Source organism: Microbacterium sp. NFH-22A-Y (assembly GCF_021401375.1).
Taxonomy (GTDB): domain Bacteria; phylum Actinomycetota; class Actinomycetes; order Actinomycetales; family Microbacteriaceae; genus Microbacterium; species Microbacterium hominis.
Genome location: NZ_JACBGF010000001.1, coordinates 536,287 through 554,571 on the forward strand (window position 1 = coordinate 536,287; position 18,285 = coordinate 554,571).

Below are 18,285 nucleotides of genomic sequence, written 5' to 3' on the forward strand. Positions count from 1 at the left end.
GGCGGTCACTTCCGATGCAGGACCGAGGCTGCCGTGCTGTCGGACAGCTTGTTGATCAGCGTCAGCGTGTCGGGCTTGCAGCCGTACTTCGCGTCGGTGATCGGGGCGTTCGAGATCTGCTGGCTGATGGCACCGGCATCCGTGCCCTTGCCGTCGATCGTCGCGACGATCTCCATGCCCGAGGTGTCCTGCGTCTGGCTGCCGATGCCGTTGCCGGTCACGGTGTAGGTGCCGGTGATGGAGCCCTTGAACTGGATGAGGGTGACCGTCCCGGAGATGTCGACCGCGACCCGCTCCGCGGGGGTCCACGTGTACGACCCGTCCTTGCGCAGCTCGAGATCCGCGGTGCCGGTCGCCGTGAAGGTGGCACCCGAGCTCGCCATCAGCGAGTTCACGTCGTTGTAGAACGCCGTCACCTGATCCTGGCCCATGTGCCACTCGCCGACGAGACAGGCGAGATCCGCGGTCGGAGACGGGGAGGGCGTCGGCGTCGGTGTGGGTGTGGGCGTGGTGCTCGCGGAGCCGCTGGGGCTGGGCTCGGTCGCCGGCTTGTCGTCGACCGGTGCGCAGGCGCTCAGGCTCAGGGCGAGGGCTGCTGCGGTGACGACGGCGAGAGAGGAGAATCGGCGGATCACCCCTTCAGCGTAGGCTGTCACCCGTGACTTCCGCGCCTTCGTCGACCGCGGCACCCGCGGCACCGCTGCCCTCGCGCCGCACCTACAGCTATCTCGGTCCGGCCGGAACCTTCACGGAGGCGGCCCTCGCGCAGGTGCCCGAGGCGCGCGATCAGATCTGGCGTCCGGTGCGCAACGTCGCGGAAGCGCTCGCCGATGTCGTCGACGGCCGCTCGGATGCCGCGATGATCGCGATCGAGAACTCGGTCGACGGCGGGGTCTCCACGGCGCAGGACGCGTTGGCGACGATGCCCGGGCTGAGAATCGTCGGTGAGTATCTCGTGCGAGTCAACTTCGTGCTCGTCGGCCGCCCCGGCATGCGCCTTGAGGACGTGCGACTCGTGGCCGCGCACCCGGTCGCCTACGGCCAGTGCCTGCGGTGGTTGTCGGCGACGCTGCCCGACCACGCCCACCTGCCCGCGTCGAGCAATGTGGCCTCGGCGGTCGACATGATCGAGGGCGTGAGCGACGCGGACGCGGCCATCGCACCTCCCGGCATCCTCGAACACCACGACCTCGAGTTGCTGGCCGAGGAGATCGGCGACAACGCCAACGCCGTGACGCGCTTCGTGCTCGTGAGCCGCACGGTGTCGGCGCCGCCGCCCACCGGCGCGGACAAGACCTCGCTGATCGTCGAGCTGCCCGAGGAGTACCCGGGTGCGCTGCTCGAGCTGCTGGAGCAGTTCGCGACGCGCGGCATCAACCTCTCGCTGCTCGCGTCGCGGCCCATCGGCGACGCTCTCGGCCGCTACCGCTTCGTCATCGACGCCGACGGCCACATCCAGGACGAGCGCATGGCCGACGCCCTCCTGGGCCTGCGCCGTTTCAGCCCGAAGGTCATCTACCTGGGGTCGTACCCGCGCGCGGACCGCGCCATCGTGCACTACCCCGACCGCTACTCCGACGAGGTGTTCGTCGAGGCCCGCGACTGGCTGCGCGGCCTCATCTCCGGAGCCCCCGAGGCCTGACGCCTGCGGCGGGGCGTTTCGACTCGTCGCTGCGCTCCTCGCTCAGAGACCGGGGATGCGCCTGTTACCGGTCGTTGAGCGAGCGCAGCGACCGGGGGTGCGCCTGTTGCCGGTCGTTGAGCGAGCGCAGCGAGTCGAAACGCCGTACGCAGCTCCGGAGTCAGGCCGCGAGCAGCTCGAGAGTCTGGATGCGGCCGGTCGCGCTGTCCATCGCCTCACCGTCGTAGGCTCCCGAGACGGGGGAGATCATGACCTCGTCGACGCCGTGGCGGTCGGCGAACGCGGCCAGGGCCGCGCGGGACTCTTCGCCCGTGCCGACGAACCAGCGGCGGCGCAGAGCGTCGATGAGCGGGGCCGCGAGGCGGTCCTCCGCTTCCGCCGCGGCGGCCTGCTCGACGGTCTCGAGCGCCGTCAGCGGGCGGCCGCCGCGCAGCCGCGCCATCATGCGCGCCTGCGGCAGCATCCGCTCCTCGGCCTCCGCCGCCGTGGGCGCGACGACCGCGTTGGCGGTGAGGAAGGTGCGCGGGACGTCGAGGTGGGCCGACGGCTGGAACTGCGCGCGGTAGAGATCCAGCGCGCGCTCCAAGCCCTCGCCCGAGAAGTGGTTCGCGAACACGTACGGCAGCCCGAAGGCCGCGGCGAGCTGGGCGGAGTAGTCGCTCGAGCCGAGCAGCCAGACCTCCGGAGCGCCCGTGGCGGCCGGTGTCGCGTGGATGCCGTACCGATCGTCCCCGTCGCCGCGACCGGTCAGGCGCACCGTGGCGCCGTCGGGCGACATCAGCGCCGAGATGTCGCGCACGTGCTCGGGGAAGCGGTCGACGTCGCTGGACGTGCCGCTCATCCGCAGCAGCTGGGTGATGACCGGATCGCTTCCGGGCGCGCGTCCCAGGCCGAGGTCGATCCGTCCCGGCGCGATCGCCTCCAGCGCGGCGAACTGCTCCGCCACCACGAGCGGGGCGTGGTTGGGCAGCATCACTCCGCCGGAGCCGACCCGGATGCGCGACGTGCGGGCCGCGGCCGCGGCGATGAGCACCGGCGGCGTCGTCGAGGCCACCGCGGGCATGTTGTGGTGCTCGGCGAACCAGTAGCGGCGGTAGCCGAGCTCGTCGGCCCGCTGGGCCAGGGCGAGGGAGGAGGCGACCGCCTGGGTGCTGGTCTGATCGGTGCGGACGGGGACGAGATCGAGGACGGAGAGCGCAGGAGACATCGTCGGAGACAACCCCGCGGGCGGTCCTCGCATTCCGCGAGCGCTCAGCCGGCGCGCTTGACCTCCTCGTACGCCGCCAGCGCGGCGTCGCGGGTCTCCTTGAGATCGACGATCGGCTCGCGCTCCGCGGCATCCGGCGCCCATTCGCGGACGTACCGCCCGTCGGCGTCGAACTTCTTCGCCTGCAGCTCGGGATTGAAGATGCGGAAGTAGGGGGCGGCGTCGGCGCCCGACCCGGCCACCCACTGCCAGTTGAACGGGTTGCTGGCGGCATCCGCGTCGACGAGCGTGTCCCAGAACCACTCCTCGCCGCGGCGCCAGTCGATCAGCAGGTTCTTGATGAGGAAGGATGCCGTCACCATCCGCACCCGGTTGTGCATGAAGCCCGAGACCCAGAGCTCCCGCATCCCGGCATCCACGAGGGGCACGCCCGTCTCGCCCCGTTGCCACGCCCGCAGCATCGAGGGCTTCAGCCGCGGCCAGGGGAATGCGTCGTAGGCGGGCTTGAGGTTCTTCGTCGCCAGGTCGGGGGCGTGGAAGAGGGTGTGCCACGCGAACTCCCGCCAGCCCACCTCGGAGAGGAAGCCGCCGACGCGCGCACCCGACGACACCGCCGCGTGCCAGACCTGGTGGGGGCTCAGCTCGCCCCACCGCAGCCGGGGCGACAGCATCGAGGTCGCCCCGCCTGCGGGCTCGTCGCGGGCCCGGTCGTAGTCGGCGACGTCCTCGGCGAGGAACGCGTGCAGGCGCCGCCGCGCCGCCGGCTCGCCGGGCGTCCAGCGCTCGCGGAGGCCGCCCGCCCAGTCGGGCGCCGTCGGCAGCAGTCCCCAGTCGTCGAGGTCGTCGGATGCCGGCGGCGCCGGCGGCCCTGCGATCTCGCGGGGCTCGGGCAGCGGCTCGCGCGGCGCGGGCAGCTGCTGGCAGGCCCTCCAGAACGGCGTGAAGACGCCGTAGGGCGTGCCGGCGCCGGTGCGGACGGTCCACGGCTCGAACAGCAGGGATGCCGCGAACGAGCTCACCTCGTGGCCGTCGGCGCGCAGCGACTCCTTGAGGCCCGCGTCGACCGCGCGCTCCGGCGCGCTGTAGCGCCGGTTCCAGAAGACGGCGCCGGCGCCGACCTCCGCGGCGAGGCGGGGGATGACCTCGGCGGCGGCGCCGCGGCGCAGGATGAGCGCGGTCCCCTTCTCGCGGAGCCCGTCGGCCAGGGCGGCGAGCGAGTGGTGCAGCCACCAGCGGGCGGCGCCGCCGAGGGGACGGAAGCCGGGGGACTCCTCGTCGAGCACGAAGACGGCCACCACCGGTCCGCCGCGGTCCACCGCCGCTCGCAGGGCGGGGTTGTCCGCGAGGCGGAGATCGTCGCGGAACCAGACGAGACTCGGGGATGCCGACATGCTCTCCATGGTGCCGGGTGCGTCGGGCCGCGGCGAGCCCTTGCGTGCGCGGTGGGGATGGCGGTACGCGGCGGGAATCTTTGTGAGTACAGTTGTACTCACAAAGAGGGAGAGGTGGGTCGCATGATCGTGACGCTGATCGTGGCGTGCGAGGTCGGGTTCTGGGTGGCCGTGCTCGCCGGCCTCCTCGCGCGCTACCCGCTGCGGCGGCCGCGGCTGGGGGCGGCGCTGCTGATCGCGGCTCCGGCGATCGACGTGGTGCTGTTGACCCTCGTGGCCGTCGACCTGCTCCGCGGCGGGACCGCCTCGTGGCAGCACGGGCTGGCCGCGATCTACATCGGCTTCTCGGTCGCCTTCGGCCATCAGGTCATCGCGTGGGCCGACGTGCGCTTCGCGCACCGGTTCGCCTCCGGGCCCCCGCCCGTCAAACTCTCGGGTACCGCGTACACGATCGCGTGCTGGAAGGACGTGCTGCGCACCATCGTCATGGTCGTGATCGCGGGCGGTGTCACGTGGGGGCTGATCGCGCTCGCCCGCGACGGCAACGGGACGGACGAGCTGCTGATCAACGTCCGGATCCTCGGGATCATCCTCGCCGCCGACGTGATCTGGGCCGTGAGCTACACGATCTGGCCGCGGCGCGCCCCCTCGTCGCCGGCCGTCGGGGCACACTAGCTCTCGTGCCCCGGCTCATCGACCACGACGCCCGCACGCGAGAGATCGCCGCGGCTTCGCTGCGCGTGCTCGAGCGCGACGGCCTCGCGGGACTGTCGGTGCGTGGCGTGGCCGACGAGGCGGGCATCGCGGTCGCGTCGCTGCGGCGCACCTTTCCCACGCAGCACGCGCTGCGCGAGCACTGTCTGCTGCTCATCGATCAGCGGGTGTCCGCGCGTATCGCCGGGCTCGGCGGGCACTTCTCAGGACGGCGGCTCGCCGAAGAGATCCTAAAGCAGCTGCTGCCCCTCGATCACGACCGGAGGGTGGAACTGCTCGCCCAGATCCAGCTCGGGGTGCTCGCTCTCACCGATGCGCGGCTGCACGACTCGGTCCGGCGCCTCAACCGCGGGGTCGCCGCGGCGTGCCGCGCGTGCATCGAGCTTCTGCGGGAGGCCGGCGACCTCGGCGCCGGGCGTGACCCGGGCCTGGAGGCCGAGCGGCTGCACGCCCTGCTGGACGGCGCCGCCCTGCACGCGGTGTGGGGCGGGGACGATGACGCGGAGGCGGCGCGCCGCCTGGTCGTCGCGCATCTCGACGACATCGCCCGGCGTCCGCGCTAGAGCGCGGGGGAGGTGTGCCCGGAGGGCACGGCGAGCCGGAGCGAGGCGGCGTGGATGCGGACGTCCACCGCGGTCGCCTCGCCGAACTCGTCGCCGTCGAGCTGCACGGGCGTGGCGGCGCCCGCCGCGATCTGGATGCCGGTGCCCCGCGCGTACCGGATCGAGTTGTCCTTGGTCCGCAGTCGCAGGATCCGGCGACCCGTGCGGAAGCGTCGCAGCACGCTGTTGTCCCACGCGACGCGGCGCCAGACCGCGAGCCAGCCGAAGGCGGTCTTGGGCTGGAAGATCGCGATGTCGAGCTGGCCGTCGGCCACCGACGCCTCGGGGATGAGCTCGAGCCCGGCCGGCAGCGACCCGCAGTTCGCGAACAGTACGCTCTGCACCTGGGCGCGATGCATCCGGTGACCGGCGACCTGGTACATGATCGAGAACGGCTTCGCCTTCACGAGCGAGCGTGCGGCACCGTCGACGTACGCGACCCAGCCGACCTTCTTCTTCAGGTCGCCGCTGGTGTTGGCGATCATCGCGGCATCCAGGCCCATTCCGCCCATCACGACGAACGCACGCTCTTCGCGCTCGCCGTCGGGGCGGACGAGTTCCGCGAACCCGACGTCGATCGCCTGCACGTCGCCCTCGAACGTCGCCGCGATCATCGCGTCGGGATCGGTGAGCGGCAGCTGGAGGTTCCGGGCGAGCAGGTTTCCGGTGCCGCTCGGCACGATCGTGAGGGGCACCTCGGACCCGGCCATCGCCTCGCTGACGGCGCGGACCGTGCCGTCGCCCCCCGCCACGAGGACGGCGGCGGCTCCGGCGTCGATCGCTTCGCGGGCCAGCCCGTCGCCGAGCTCGTCGACGGTCGTCTCGAAGAAGAGGGGCTCGCCCCAGCCGGCATCCGAGGAGTGGCTCGTGACGGCGGCGCGCAGAGCGTCGGCGTCGACCTTGATGGGGTTGTAGACGAGCGCCGCGCGACGGCGCGGCACCTCGTCACCGGAGGGCGCAGTGACGTCAGCAGGTGCCATGTGGCTAAACATACCCGGCGGTGAACATGAGCGGCGGGGCGGGCACGTCCGGGGAGACCAGGCCCGTCGGGCTCGTCCACTCGAGGACTCCGCCCGGACGCTGGGCGACCCGCCACGCCGAGCGCGCGCGACCCCGCGAACTAGACTTGTCGGGTGATCGATCTCGCGCTCCTCCGTGACAACCCGGACCTCGTCAAGCGCTCGCAGCAGGCCCGCGGCGAGTCGCCCGACACGGTCGACGATGCGATCGAGGCCGACCGTGCCCGACGCGCCGCGATCACCGCCTTCGAGGAGCTGCGCGCCGCGCAGAACGCCCACGGCAAGACCGTCGCCGCCGCGCCCAAGGAGGACAAGCCCGCGCTCGTCGCCCAGGCGAAGGAGCTCAGCGACCGCGTCAAGGCCGCGCAGCAGGCCGTCACGGTCGCCGAGGAGGCGGCGGATGCGGCCCTCGCGCGCATCGAGAACATCGTCATCGACGGCGTTCCGGCCGGGGGCGAAGAGAACTTCGTCACGGTGCGGACGCACGGCGAGCCGGCATCCTTCGACTTCGAGCCGCTGGACCACCTCGCCCTCGGCGAGAAGCTCGGCGCCATCGACATGGAGCGCGGCACCAAGGTGTCGGGCAGTCGCTTCTACTTCCTGACCGGCATCGGAGCGCGCCTCGAATACGCGCTCATGTCCCTCGCGCTCCAGCGCGCCGTGGATGCCGGGTTCATCCCCATGATCCCGCCGACGCTCGTGCGTCCCGAGGTCATGCGCGGCACCGGATTCCTGGGGCAGCACGCCGACGAGGTCTACAAGCTGGAGGCCGACGATCTCTACCTCGTCGGCACGAGCGAGGTCCCGCTCGCCGGCTACCACATGGGGGAGATCCTCGACCTGACGGCGGGCCCCAAGCGCTACGCCGGCTGGTCGACCTGCTACCGCCGCGAAGCGGGCTCGTACGGCAAGGACACCCGGGGCATCATCCGCGTGCACCAGTTCAACAAGCTCGAGATGTTCGTCTACACGACGCCCGAGGACGCCGAGGCGGAGCACCTGCGGCTCGTCGCGCTGCAGGAGCAGATGCTGCAGGACCTCGGCCTGAGCTACCGCGTGATCGACGTCGCCGCGGGCGACCTCGGCTCCAGCGCGGCCCGCAAGTACGACGTCGAGGCGTGGGTCCCCACGCAGGGCTCGTACCGCGAGCTCACCTCGACGAGCAACTGCACGACCTACCAGGCGCGCCGGCTCGACGTGCGGCACCGGCCCGCCGTCGAGGGCGGCGGCGCGGGCAAGACCGCGCCCGTCGCGACCCTCAACGGCACCCTCGCCACCACCCGCTGGATCGTGGCGCTGCTCGAGACGCATCAGCGGGCCGACGGCTCCGTCGTGATCCCCGATGTGCTGCGGCCCTACCTCGGCGGCCTCGAGGTGGCGGAGCCGATCGCGTGAGGAGCGCCGGAGAAGAGCTGCCGCACACCGGAGCGGTGTCGGTTGTCGCGCAGAAAGACGCGGCTCACCTCATCGAGACCATTGCGGACGACACCGAGAATCCGACGATCGTCACCGAGCGCCTGCTCATCGCCCTCGACGTCGACGGCACCGTGCTGCTGGAGGACGAGACGCTCAGCCCGGGAGTCGTCGAGGCGATCGCGCACGCGCACCGCGCCGGGCACGAGGTGATGCTCGCCACCGGGCGCAGCTGGGAGGGCACGCGCGGCATCCAGCACGTGCTCGAGCTCGCTCCCGATTACGCGGTCTGCTCCAACGGGGCGGTCATCATGAAGCGGGTCGGCGGCGACTTCGCCGAAGAGGGCCGGTACGAGCGCTTCCACATCGAGACGTTCGATCCGTCGGAGGTGGTCGGGCTGCTGCGCGCGCACCTGCCGCACGCGAAGTACATGGTCGAGCTGGCCGACGGCGAGCGGCTCTACACGGAACGCCTCGATGACTGGAACCTGGCGAACGCGCGCCGCGTCGACTTCGCCGAGCTGGTCGCCCAGCCGGTGTGCCGTGTCGTCGTGGTCTCGCCCGACGAGACCGACGAGGACTTCCTCGAGCTCGTCGGCCGCATCGGCCTGAGCAAGGTGTCGTACGCCGTGGGCTGGTCGGCCTGGCTCGACATCGCACCGCAGGGCGTCGACAAGTCGACCGCGCTGGAGCGCGTGCGCACCTGGTTGGGCGTCGAGCCCGACCGGGTGCTGGTCATGGGGGACGGGCGCAACGACCTCGGGATGTTCCGGTGGGCGCTCGAGCACGGCGGACGCGCGATCGCGATGGGGCAGGGGCCCGAAGAGGTGCGCCGCGAGGCGGGGGAGATCACGGCATCCGTCCACGCCGGCGGTGTCGCGGACGTCCTGCGGCAGCTCTGAGCTGCCGACGACACGACCCGCGCTTTCAGCGGCTGCCCAGGCGCACGCGCGAAGATGGGCACGGTCCGTCGACTAGACTCGACGCCTGTCTGGGGATGCCGCGGCGTCCGTCAGGGAGGGTTGTCCGAGCGGCCGATGGACCCGGTCTTGAAAACCGGTGGGCAGAGATGTCCCGTGGGTTCGAATCCCACACCCTCCGCAGGAGCGGTCGTGTCCGCTGTCGAAAGGTCCCCCGTGAGCCCACGCCCCGAGCGCCCTCGTCGGCAGCCCGTCGCCCGACACGGCATCCTGAAGTCGCCCCACCCGCTCTCGCAGGTGCTCGCGATCCTCGCCGCCGTCGTCGCGGTCGCCGTGATCAGCACGACGGCCGTCGGGGCGTTCTACGTGTGGGACGCCACCCGCGCCGTGGAGGCCGCCGGTGTCTCCATCGGCGGCGATGACGAGCAGCTGCCGCCCACGCTCGGTGAGATCGAGGGCGGCGTCAACATGCTCGTCGTCGGCACCGACTCGTGTGAAGGGCCGAACGCCGCGCTGTCCGGCGCCTGCCAGAACGGCGACACCGACGGCGAGCGCAACGACGTCACCATGCTGGTGCACATTTCCGACGAGCCCCGTCGCGTGACCGTCGTCTCCTTCCCCCGCGACATGATCGTCCCGATCCCGTCGTGCACGGGCCCAGACGGCACGCAGTACTCCGCGATGAGCGGTCAGATGCTGAATGCGTCCTACATGTACGGCGGTCTGTCCTGCACCGTTGCCACCATCGAAAAGCTGACCGGCGTCGACATCCGGTTCGCGGCCGCGACGCGGTGGACCGGTGTGATCAACATGTCGGACGCCATCGGCGGTGTCGACGTGTGCGTTGCGGACGACATCAGCGACAACCACACCGGACTCAACCTCACGAAGGGTGAGCACACGCTGAAGGGCGCCGAGGCGCTGCAGTTCCTGCGCATCCGTCACGGCATCGGCGACGGATCGGACCTCGGCCGCATCTCGAACCAGCAGCAGTTCCTGAGTTCACTCGTGCGTAAGCTGCAGTCGGAGGGGGTGCTCGGCAACCCCGCGACGCTGTTCAACCTCGCCAACACGGCGCTGCAGCAGGTGACGTCCGACCCACCGCAGGTCGTGCTGAGCAAGAGCCTCGCGAACCCCCAGAACATGGTGCAGATCGCGATGGCCGTGCGCAGCGTGCCCTACCAGGACATCGTCTTCGTGCAGTATCCGACGGTGTACGCGTCGGACGGCTCTCGTGTCGACCCGGTGACGTCGGCGGCGAAGGTGCTCTTCGATGCCCTCGCCAACAATCAGCCGATCCAGCTGACGGGCTCCACGAGCGACGGCTACGGAACCGAGGTCGTCGGCGAGGCCACGCCCACGCCCAGCGACCCGGCCACCCCGGAACCGACGGCGACAGCGGATGCCGGGGCCACCGCGGCGGCGCCCACGCCGACGCAGGAGGCCGTGCAGCTGCCGAGCTCCATCACGGGTCAGACGGCGGCGCAGGTCACCTGCACGGTCGCGCAGCGCTGACGCGCGGGCACGGGCCGGATGCCGCGGCTTCCGGTTCGGCGGGAGGGCTCGGACCGGTTATGATTGCCGGGTGCGTTCGCGCGGTTTCGGCCGCGCAGCGCGTGGAGACGTCGCATAGTCAGGCCTAGTGCACCACCCTGCTAAGGTGGAGTCCCCTTACGGGGACCGAGGGTTCAAATCCCTCCGTCTCCGCCACTTTCCTCTCGCTCCGGCGGAGCTGCTCCCCGTCAGTTGAGGATCTCGCCTCGTTCCCTGGGCGGTCGCGATGTGATGCGATCGCGCCACCGCTGCCGTTCCTCGGGCGTCAGTCGCGGCCAGTCCTCCACCTCCTCGACCACGCGCAGCGCCGCCGTGCTGCGGTAGGAGCGCGTGGGATTGCCGGGGAACTTCTTGTCGGTCACATTCGGGTCGTCGTCGAAAGCGCCTGTCGGCTCGACGAGGTAGACGCGAGGAGCGCGGCCGTCGCCGACGAGGTCAGCGGCGAGTTCGGCCGCGAGAGCGGCGCCGGACAGCAGCGCGGTGAAGTAGATGTGGTTCATCACGACGTCGGGTCGATAGTTCGATCGGAACCCCGGGCTCAGGAGGTCGCCCGGGTGCAGTTCGGCGACCGTGCCGTGGAAGAAGGGACCCGTCTCGTCGACTGCGCTCACGATCTCAGCGTAGGTCGCCGGCGGCGCGCGCGGAACGAGATGCCGACGAGGCGGCCGCAGACGATGATCTCTTCCAGAAGAAGGAGGACGGCTGCATCACGGGCGTCCTCTCCGGAGGCGGCATCGGTCGAGGTCGCACCTCCCGTTCCGACGGCGCGGGACGTCAGGATGCGGTGGGGCGAACGTAAGAAGCCTGCCCGCGACGCACCGAGGGGGTTGACCCGGTGGACGGTGAGCGATACGGATGGACGCCATGTCCGAGATCATCATTCGCCCCATCCGTCCCTCCGATGCCGGGGAGGTGCTGACGGTTCAGCGCGCGGCGTTCGTCACGGAGGCGCTCATCTACGGCGACCCCGACATGGCGCCGCTGACGCAGACCCTGGATGAGGTCGCGTTCGAACTGCGCGAGAACCTCGGCTGCGTCGCACTCGCCGCGTCGCGCCTGGTCGGGGTCGTGCGCGCCGTCGCGGATGGTGAGGTGCTTCTGGTGGGTCGCATCGCGATCGCGCCCGACCAGCAGGGGGAGGGCATCGGCTCGCGTCTCCTCGAGGCGGTCGAGCAGCGGGGGATCGAGAGCGGATGCCGGCGGGCGGAGCTGTTCACCGGCTCGCTGAGCACGCAGAATATCGCGCTGTACGAGCGTCTCGGCTATCGCGAGAGTGAACGAATCGATCAGGGCGACGGCACCGCGCAGGTCTTCCTGCAGAAAGTGCTCGCCGAGCAGTCCTGACGTCCGGCGTGCCGACCAGCCTCCGCGTCGGTCACGCCGTGAGGGAACGACGTCGACTGCTACCGCATCGCCGTCAGCGGTACGGCGGCACCGCTCACACGAATCCCGCCCGTCGCAGGGATGTCGACCGCGAGCAGACCGGGGCGTCCGACGTGTGCGCCCTGTTCGATGGTGATCCGGCCCGGAACCTCGACCGCCCGCAGATCCCGAAGGTATGCGCCCAATGCGGCGGCCGCCGACCCGGTCGCGGGATCCTCGGTGATGCGTCCCACCGGGAAGAGGTTGCGGGCTGCGAAGCGATCGGCGGTGAGGCGGTGCGCGACCGTGATCGTGGCCGGCCAGCCACGTGCGTCCATGAGGGTGCGCACCTGGCCCGGGTCGAAGGTGAACCCATCGAACGTGGAGCGGTCGGCGAGCGCGATCACGGGGTGGGGGTTCCCGGCGTCGCTGAGGCGCGGCGGGAGCGCCGGATCGAGGTCGGACGACGCCAGAGCGAGCAGGTCGAGGATCGCGTCGCGGTCCTCGATCGGCAGCGGACGCACCGACGGCGGCACGCTCGTGAACGCGGCGCGGATGCCGTCGGCGTCCCGTTCGAGCTCGATGCGGATGTCGCCCACGGGGGTGGCGAACACGATGGCGTCTCCCGCGAGGTCGCCGCGTTCGGCGACGGCGACCGCGGTGGCCACCGTCGCGTGCCCGCAGAACGGCACCTCGGCGATGGGGGAGAAGTAGCGGATGCGGCGGGCGCCGTCTTCGCGGGTACCGATCACGAAGGCGGTCTCGGCGAAGTCGACCTCGGCCGCGATCCGCTGCATGGTCGCCGCGTCGAGCCCGCGCGCGTCGAGCACCACGCCGGCCGGGTTGCCGCCCTCGGGGTCGGAGGTGAAGGCGGCGTAGCGCAGGACGTCGGGAACGGTCATCGTCCCAGGCTAGGGCGCCGGCCTCAGCGGGGCGACTGGAGCAGGCGCGCGAAGGTGCGCAGGGTGTCGCTGAGTCCGAGGGACGGCTCGAGCAGCCACTGGATCTGCAGACCGTCGGATGCCGCGATCAGCAGGGCGGCGAGGTCTTCGGCGGGCACGTCGTCGCGGATGTCGCCGGCCGCCTGCTGCGTGCGGAAAGAGGCGGTCAGCTCCGCGCGCACCCGGTCGAAGCGTGCGGAGAAGAACTCGCGCCCGACGTCGTTGCCGGCCTCCAGCGAGGCGGCGAGCAGGGTCGAGTAGAGCTGGACGAGCCCCGGCACGTCGACGTTGGCGATCGCGGCGTCGATCATGGTGTCCACGCCCGGCGGGCCGGACGGGCTCGCCGTCGCGTTGCGGCGGGCCTCGGCGTGCGCGTAGACGGCGACGAGCAGCTGCTCGCGCGAGTCGAAGTAGTGCAGCAGGGCGGCGTGCGAGACGCCGATCGCCTCTGCGATGCGCCGCAGCGACGTGCCGTCGGCGCCGCGCTCGCGGAAGACCTCGATCGCGCGGTCGAGGATCTCCTGGCGGCGGGCGACGCCCTTCGGCTGCAGTCCGCGCCGACCGATCACCGCCTCGTCGTCCGTGCTCACGGCATCCAACCTAGCCGATGGCGGGAAACAAAACCTCCAGGTGGAGGTTTTGTGATACCGTCGCCTCAGCGCCGAACGGACGACGAGCCGGCGACGCCGTACACACGAGACAACGAGGTTCGAAGGACGCACGTCATGACACTGCCCGTCGCTTCCGTCCAGCTCTACACGCTGGCCAAGGAGTTCACCGCCGACATGGGGGGCTCGCTCGACAAGCTCGCCGCGATCGGCCTGCGCAACGTGGAGGCGTTCGACTTCGTCTCCCGCCCGACGCAGATCCGCGCCGCGCTGGATGCCAGCGGCCTCGCATCGCCCACCGGGCACGCGCCGCTGCTGTCCGACACGCTCTGGACCCCGGACGGCGAGATCCCGACCCCCGCCCCCGAGGTGGTGTTCGCCGCCGCCGCCGAGATCGGCATGACCACGGTCATCGACCCGTTCGTCGCCCCCGAGCGGTGGCTGACGGCCGACGGCGTCGCCGACATCGCCGACCGCCTCAACCGCGCCGCCGAGAAGGCCGCCGAGTTCGGCCTGAGCGTCGGCTACCACAACCACGCGCAGGAGTTCGTCGCCTCCTTCGACGGCGCCACCGCCTACGAGCGCTTCGTCGCGCTGACCGACGAGCGCGTGCAGCTCGAGCTCGACCTCTTCTGGGCGCTGACCGGCGGCCAGGACGTGCCGGCTCTCGTCTCCGCGCTGGGCGATCGCCTCGTCGCGGTGCACGTCAAGGACGGTGTCGTCCCGGCATCCAACCCGTGGGCTCCGGGCGCCGGCTCGTTCGGCTCGGACAGCCTCGACCAGCGTCACGCCGGCACCGCCGACGTCCCGCTCGCGGAGGCGCTGACCGCGGGCACCGCGATCCGCTACGCCGTCATCGAGTACGACAAGGCCCCGGGAGACGTGTTCGAGGACATCGCCGCCAGCTACGCCTTCCTCCGCGACGGGGGGTACGTCAAGTGAGCGCCCTGCGCGTCGGTGTCATCGGCACCGGAGTCATCAGCCAGACCTACCTGGAGAACCTGACCTCGTTCCCCGACGTCGAGGTCGTGGCGGTGGGCGACCTGCTGCCCGAGCGCGCCCGGGCGAAGGCCGAGGAGCACGGCGTGCCCAGCTGGGGAACGGGCGAGGACGTGCTGGCCAATCCCGACGTCGACCTCGTGGTCAACCTCACGATCCCGGCGGTGCACGTCGCGGTGTCCCAGGCGGCGGTCGCCGCCGGCAAGCACGTCTGGACCGAGAAGCCGCTGGGCCTGGACCGTGAGAGCACGCGCGCGCTGCTCGCGCAGGCGGATGCCGCCGGCGTGCGCGTCGGCTCGGCGCCCGACACGATCCTCGGGCCCGGCTTCCAGACCGCCAAGCGCGCCATCCGCGACGGCGTCATCGGCACGCCGCTGTTCGTGCAGACGTCGTTCCAGACGCAGGGTCCCGACCTCTGGCATCCCGAGCCCGCGTTCCTGTTCGCCCAGGGGGCCGGCCCGCTCCTGGACATGGGCCCGTACTACTTCTCGGCCCTCGTGAGCCTGCTCGGCCCCGTCGCCGGCGTCACCGCCCGCGGTTCGCGCTGGCAGACGACGCGCCAGATCCACACCGGCCCGCGGGCGGGGGAGAGCTTCCCCGTCGAGGTGCCCTCCACGGTCCAGGTGCTGACCTCGTTCGCCGGCGGCCAGCACGGCACCCACCTGCTGAGCTTCGACTCGGCGCTGGAGCGCCACGGCGTCATCGAGATCCACGGCTCGGAGGGCACCATCGTCCTGCCCGACCCGAACGCGTTCACCGGGCGGACGGCCTACGTCAAGCCGCTCGGGGTCATCCGCGACGGCATGCGCTTCGAGCAGGAGTGGATCGAGGTCGAGGAGCAGGGCACCGTGGTCGGCCGCGGACTCGGCGTGCTCGACATGGCCCGCGCCATCGCGGACGGCCGTCCGCACGTCGCGACCGGAGAGCTCGGCTACCACGTGCTGGACGTCATGCTCTCGGCGCAGGAGTCCGCCGGCACCGGGCAGACGCTCACGATCGACAGCACCGTGGCCGACGTCCCGCTGCTGCCGGACGGATTCGACCCCTTCGCGCGCACGCTCTCCTGACCGTCCCGCGCCGCGCCGCCGTCAGTGGCCGGCGTGCGGGTCGACCACGATGACGGTGCCGTCGGTGCGCAGCAGCGCCGCGTCCTGCACGGCTCCCAACGCCGGGGTGGCCACCACCGCCACGATCGCCGCGGCGAGCAGCAGCGGCACCGTGCGGATGGCACCGGGCGCGGACGGGCCGCGACGCGCGGCGGCGATGGTCATGACGGCGACCAGCAGAAGGAGCACGATCGCGACGGCGGCGGCCAGCACGCTCGCGCGGCCTCCGGTCGCGGCGAGGAGCGCGGCGACGCCGATGACAGTGACGAGCGTCGACGCCGCCGCGGTTCGGGGGATCGGCAGACGTCCGGCGGCCAGCGCCGCGGCGCCCCAGGCGAGCCAGGCCGCGCCGGCGGTCGCGAGGACGATACCGATCCCCCGACCCCAGACGGACGAGGAGGCGGCGGTGACGGCCGCCGCCCCCATGCCGATCGAGATGAGTCCCGCCCCCCACGCGAGCGGGACGATCCAGGCGCGCAGAGCGGCTCCCGGGGCGGCCGCGGCGTGGGAGGGCGCGCTCATGCCGTGACCGACCGTGCGCCGCGCTCCGCGCCGAGGCCCACGCCCAGCAGTACGATCGCGCTGCCGAGGTGCAGGAAGTGGTCGGGCACGTTGAGCGCCAGGATGTTCGCGGACGTGCCGACCAGGAAGAAGCCGACCACGCCGAGCAGCAGGTAGGCCGCGCCGATCGTGGCGTTGACGGTCTTGGCGGCACGCACGCCGCTGAGGCCGGCGATCACGAGCGCGGCACCGATCAGAAGGTGGGCGATGTTGTGCAGCGGGTTGACGGCGAAGATGCCGAGCAGCAGCCCGCCGTCGGTGGCGAGGAACCCCACGCCGCCGGTGACGGCGAAGCCGAGGGCTCCGACGACGAGGTAGACGGCGCCGAAGACGACGGCGACGAGGCGGTTCGGTGACGAGCTCATGACTGACCTCCTGTTCAGGTCGCGACGGGTGTCGTGACGGAGGTTGTTCGGGGCTCGCGGGGAAACGGATTGCCCGGGTGCGCCGTCAGGCCCAGCGTTCGGCGACGATCGTCGTCGCGGCGGCGGGGTCGAGGCGGTGACCGACCGACTCGGGCACGATGAGAAGCTCCGCGGCCGGCATGGCCGCGGACAGGCGCTGCGCCGCGGCCGACAGCATCGGGAACGTCTGCTGCCCGCAGAGGATCGTGACCGGGACCGCGACCGACAGCATCCCCTCGTCCGGGGTCGACAGCTCACGGGTGAGCGCGGCGTCGTAGACCGTGGACTGCGCGAGCGGAACGATCTGCGCGAACATCGGGGTCGCGCGGAACTGCGCGATCATCGCCTCGGGCAGGCCGACCGCCTCCCGCTGGAACAGCACGACGGCCTCCTCCTCGTCGCCGGCGTCGACCAGGGCCTGGATGCGGTCGGCGAGGTCGACGGCCGGCTCGTGGACGCCGAAGTGGAACGGCGGCTCCGAGAGGAACAGCCGACGGATCCCGCCGCCCGAGGGGAGCGAGGCCGTGTACAGCGCCAGCACGGCGCCGGACGAATGACCGAGGACCGCGGCCGCGCCGCCGGCGGCCGCGACCACCGCGGCGAGGTCCTCGGCCTCCCGCTGCGGGGCGGAGGGTCGGGTGTCGCCGCTGTCGCCGCGGGCGCGGCGGTCGTACGTCACCGCGCGGAAGCCGGCGCGCGCCAGCGCCTCGGCGAGGGGCGCGGCATCCCGCGCCGTCGACAGGGCGCCGTTGACGATGACGACGGCGGGACCGGTTCCGGTCTCGTGCAGGGCGATGGCGGTGCCGTCGGCCGATGTGATGTGACGCATGAGCAGATGCAAGCACCGGGTGCCGACATCGTCAACACGAGCGGGCCACGCGCCGCCGACGTCAGAGCAGGTCGGCGCGGTGCACGAGCGCCGCCGCGCCGATGAGCGGGGCGTCGCCGCCCAGGCCCGCGCGCACGACGGGCAGTCGCGCGGCGTACCCGTTGATCGCCGAGGCGCGCACGACCTCCTCGATCTGGTGCGGGTAGTCGTCGGCGACGAACGAGAAGCCCCCGCCGACAACCGCCAGCTCCAGGTCGAGCAGGGTCGCGGCGCTCGCCAGGCCGATCCCGACCGCGTGCGCGGAGCGGGCGACGGCCGCCCGGGCGATGCGGTCGCCGTCCCGATACGCGGACGCGAGCTCCTCGCCGGTCGAGCCCGTCCAACCCCGCTCCTGCGCCCACGCGACGGTGTGCGGTCCCGAGGCGCGCTGCTCGAGGGTGGATGCCGCCGGGTCGCCGTCGATGTCGGCGACGAGCATCTGCCCGAGGTGCCCGGCGTTGCCCGACCCTCCGGCGACGAGTCGTCCGTCCGACAGGATGCCGCCGCCGACGCCGGTCGAGACGACGAAGACGATCGCGTTGCGGACGCCCCGGGCGGCGCCCCGCCACGCCTCGGCGAGTGCGATGCAGGTGCCGTCCAGGCGCAGTGTGACGCCGTCGAGCCCGCTCGCCGCGCGCACCGCCTCGACGATGCCGAAGCCGTGGGCCGCGGGGAGATTGATCGGCGCGATGGTGCCGGCGGCCAGATCGATCGGCCCGGCGGCGCCGATCCCCGCGGCGGCGACCTCGCTCCAGCGCGGGTGCGCGCGGCATCCGTCGATCACCTCGGCGAGGCCGCGTGCGAGCACGGTGACATCCGAGGCGGCGCCGGCCCCCGTCGGCGTCCGTCGCCGGGAGCCCTCGACGATCGCGCCGTCGTCGTCGACCAGGGCCGCTTCGATCTTCGTGCCGCCGAGATCGATCGCCAGTGCGAGTGTCATGCCGCATCCTTGAGGGCTGGGAGCAGGGGAGCGG

The 18,285-nt window shown here is 72.0% G+C and carries 20 protein-coding genes and 2 tRNA genes; 11 read left to right on the top strand and 11 right to left on the bottom strand.

Features of this window, described 5'->3' with window-relative positions; translation table 11 throughout:
- Positions 1–5: 5 nt before the first annotated feature.
- Positions 6–635 carry a hypothetical protein gene (locus L0965_RS02390; RefSeq protein ID WP_223849034.1) on the bottom strand — a complete coding sequence of 210 codons (630 nt, stop codon included), beginning with the start codon at positions 633–635 and terminating at the stop codon, positions 6–8.
- A 23-nt stretch (positions 636–658) separates the two neighbouring features.
- Between L0965_RS02390 and pheA the strand changes: the two genes are divergently transcribed.
- A complete protein-coding gene (gene pheA, locus L0965_RS02395) occupies positions 659–1,642 on the top strand; it encodes a prephenate dehydratase (RefSeq protein WP_060958986.1) in 984 nt (327 codons plus the stop codon).
- 160 nt (positions 1,643–1,802) lie between these two features.
- Here the strand turns inward: pheA and L0965_RS02400 are convergent, their stop codons facing one another.
- On the bottom strand, positions 1,803–2,882 hold the full coding sequence (locus L0965_RS02400) for an LLM class flavin-dependent oxidoreductase (RefSeq protein ID WP_101305523.1): 1,080 nt from the start codon (positions 2,880–2,882) through the stop codon (positions 1,803–1,805).
- Positions 2,883–2,893: 11 nt separating this feature from the next.
- Positions 2,894–4,240, bottom strand: coding sequence for a deoxyribodipyrimidine photo-lyase (locus L0965_RS02405; protein WP_101305524.1), 1,347 nt, complete (start codon positions 4,238–4,240; stop codon positions 2,894–2,896).
- 123 nt (positions 4,241–4,363) lie between these two features.
- Here L0965_RS02405 and L0965_RS02410 point away from each other — a divergent pair, with 123 nt between their 5' ends.
- The gene (locus L0965_RS02410; RefSeq protein WP_101305525.1) at positions 4,364–4,915 is read left to right on the top strand and encodes a hypothetical protein; all 552 of its coding nucleotides are present in this window, start codon (positions 4,364–4,366) and stop codon (positions 4,913–4,915) included.
- Positions 4,916–4,920: 5 nt separating this feature from the next.
- A complete protein-coding gene (locus L0965_RS02415; protein WP_101305526.1) occupies positions 4,921–5,517 on the top strand; it encodes a TetR/AcrR family transcriptional regulator in 597 nt (198 codons plus the stop codon).
- Here L0965_RS02415 and L0965_RS02420 read toward each other — a convergent pair.
- Positions 5,514–6,536 carry a diacylglycerol kinase family protein gene (locus L0965_RS02420; RefSeq protein ID WP_101305527.1) on the bottom strand — a complete coding sequence of 341 codons (1,023 nt, stop codon included), beginning with the start codon at positions 6,534–6,536 and terminating at the stop codon, positions 5,514–5,516. The genes L0965_RS02415 and L0965_RS02420 overlap by 4 nt on opposite strands.
- Positions 6,537–6,689: 153 nt before the next feature.
- Here L0965_RS02420 and serS point away from each other — a divergent pair, with 153 nt between their 5' ends.
- The 5 genes from serS (at position 6,690) to L0965_RS02445 (ending at position 10,618) form a co-directional block, all read left to right on the top strand.
- Positions 6,690–7,970: a serine--tRNA ligase gene (serS, locus tag L0965_RS02425; protein WP_101305528.1), complete on the top strand. Its 1,281-nt coding sequence runs from the start codon at positions 6,690–6,692 to the stop codon at positions 7,968–7,970.
- Positions 7,967–8,890: an HAD family hydrolase gene (locus L0965_RS02430; RefSeq protein WP_101305529.1), complete on the top strand. Its 924-nt coding sequence runs from the start codon at positions 7,967–7,969 to the stop codon at positions 8,888–8,890. The genes serS and L0965_RS02430 overlap by 4 nt, the downstream gene beginning before the upstream one ends.
- Positions 8,891–9,004: 114 nt before the next feature.
- Positions 9,005–9,089: transfer RNA gene (locus L0965_RS02435), tRNA-Ser, on the top strand.
- Between the two features lie 35 nt (positions 9,090–9,124).
- Positions 9,125–10,423, top strand: coding sequence for an LCP family protein (locus tag L0965_RS02440; RefSeq protein WP_101305530.1), 1,299 nt, complete (start codon positions 9,125–9,127; stop codon positions 10,421–10,423).
- A 103-nt stretch (positions 10,424–10,526) separates the two neighbouring features.
- Positions 10,527–10,618, top strand: a tRNA-Ser gene (locus L0965_RS02445).
- Positions 10,619–10,650: 32 nt separating this feature from the next.
- Here the strand turns inward: L0965_RS02445 and arr are convergent.
- Entirely contained in the window at positions 10,651–11,073 is a 423-nt protein-coding gene (gene arr / locus L0965_RS02450; protein WP_101305531.1) for an NAD(+)--rifampin ADP-ribosyltransferase, read from the bottom strand.
- 253 nt (positions 11,074–11,326) lie between these two features.
- Between arr and L0965_RS02455 the strand changes: the two genes are divergently transcribed.
- Positions 11,327–11,806 carry a GNAT family N-acetyltransferase gene (locus tag L0965_RS02455; protein WP_101307153.1) on the top strand — a complete coding sequence of 160 codons (480 nt, stop codon included), beginning with the start codon at positions 11,327–11,329 and terminating at the stop codon, positions 11,804–11,806.
- Positions 11,807–11,865: 59 nt separating this feature from the next.
- On the opposite strand, the gene L0965_RS02460 is transcribed toward L0965_RS02455, so the two are convergent.
- Both L0965_RS02460 and L0965_RS02465 read right to left on the bottom strand, forming a co-directional pair.
- Entirely contained in the window at positions 11,866–12,726 is an 861-nt protein-coding gene (locus L0965_RS02460; RefSeq protein WP_101305532.1) for a PhzF family phenazine biosynthesis protein, read from the bottom strand.
- Positions 12,727–12,749: 23 nt separating this feature from the next.
- On the bottom strand, positions 12,750–13,355 hold the full coding sequence (locus L0965_RS02465; RefSeq protein ID WP_061782006.1) for a TetR/AcrR family transcriptional regulator: 606 nt from the start codon (positions 13,353–13,355) through the stop codon (positions 12,750–12,752).
- 135 nt (positions 13,356–13,490) lie between these two features.
- On the opposite strand from L0965_RS02465, the gene L0965_RS02470 reads away from it, so the two are divergent.
- Both L0965_RS02470 and L0965_RS02475 read left to right on the top strand, forming a co-directional pair.
- Positions 13,491–14,315: a sugar phosphate isomerase/epimerase gene (locus L0965_RS02470; protein WP_060959005.1), complete on the top strand. Its 825-nt coding sequence runs from the start codon at positions 13,491–13,493 to the stop codon at positions 14,313–14,315.
- Positions 14,312–15,439 carry a Gfo/Idh/MocA family protein gene (locus L0965_RS02475; RefSeq protein WP_101305534.1) on the top strand — a complete coding sequence of 376 codons (1,128 nt, stop codon included), beginning with the start codon at positions 14,312–14,314 and terminating at the stop codon, positions 15,437–15,439. The genes L0965_RS02470 and L0965_RS02475 overlap by 4 nt, the downstream gene beginning before the upstream one ends.
- Positions 15,440–15,460: 21 nt before the next feature.
- On the opposite strand, the gene L0965_RS02480 is transcribed toward L0965_RS02475, so the two are convergent.
- The 4 genes from L0965_RS02480 to L0965_RS02495 form a co-directional block, all read right to left on the bottom strand.
- Positions 15,461–16,000, bottom strand: coding sequence for a hypothetical protein (locus L0965_RS02480; protein WP_101305535.1), 540 nt, complete (start codon positions 15,998–16,000; stop codon positions 15,461–15,463).
- Positions 15,997–16,404, bottom strand: a complete 408-nt coding sequence (locus L0965_RS02485; RefSeq protein ID WP_060959008.1) for a DUF4383 domain-containing protein — start codon at positions 16,402–16,404, stop codon at positions 15,997–15,999. Before L0965_RS02485 ends, L0965_RS02480 begins: the two co-directional genes overlap by 4 nt.
- A gap of 85 nt (positions 16,405–16,489) precedes the next feature.
- Complete coding sequence (locus L0965_RS02490; protein WP_101305536.1) at positions 16,490–17,272, bottom strand: alpha/beta fold hydrolase; 783 nt, start codon at positions 17,270–17,272, stop codon at positions 16,490–16,492.
- Between the two features lie 61 nt (positions 17,273–17,333).
- A complete protein-coding gene (locus L0965_RS02495; protein ID WP_101305537.1) occupies positions 17,334–18,251 on the bottom strand; it encodes an ROK family protein in 918 nt (305 codons plus the stop codon).
- Between the last annotated feature and the right edge of the window lie 34 nt (positions 18,252–18,285).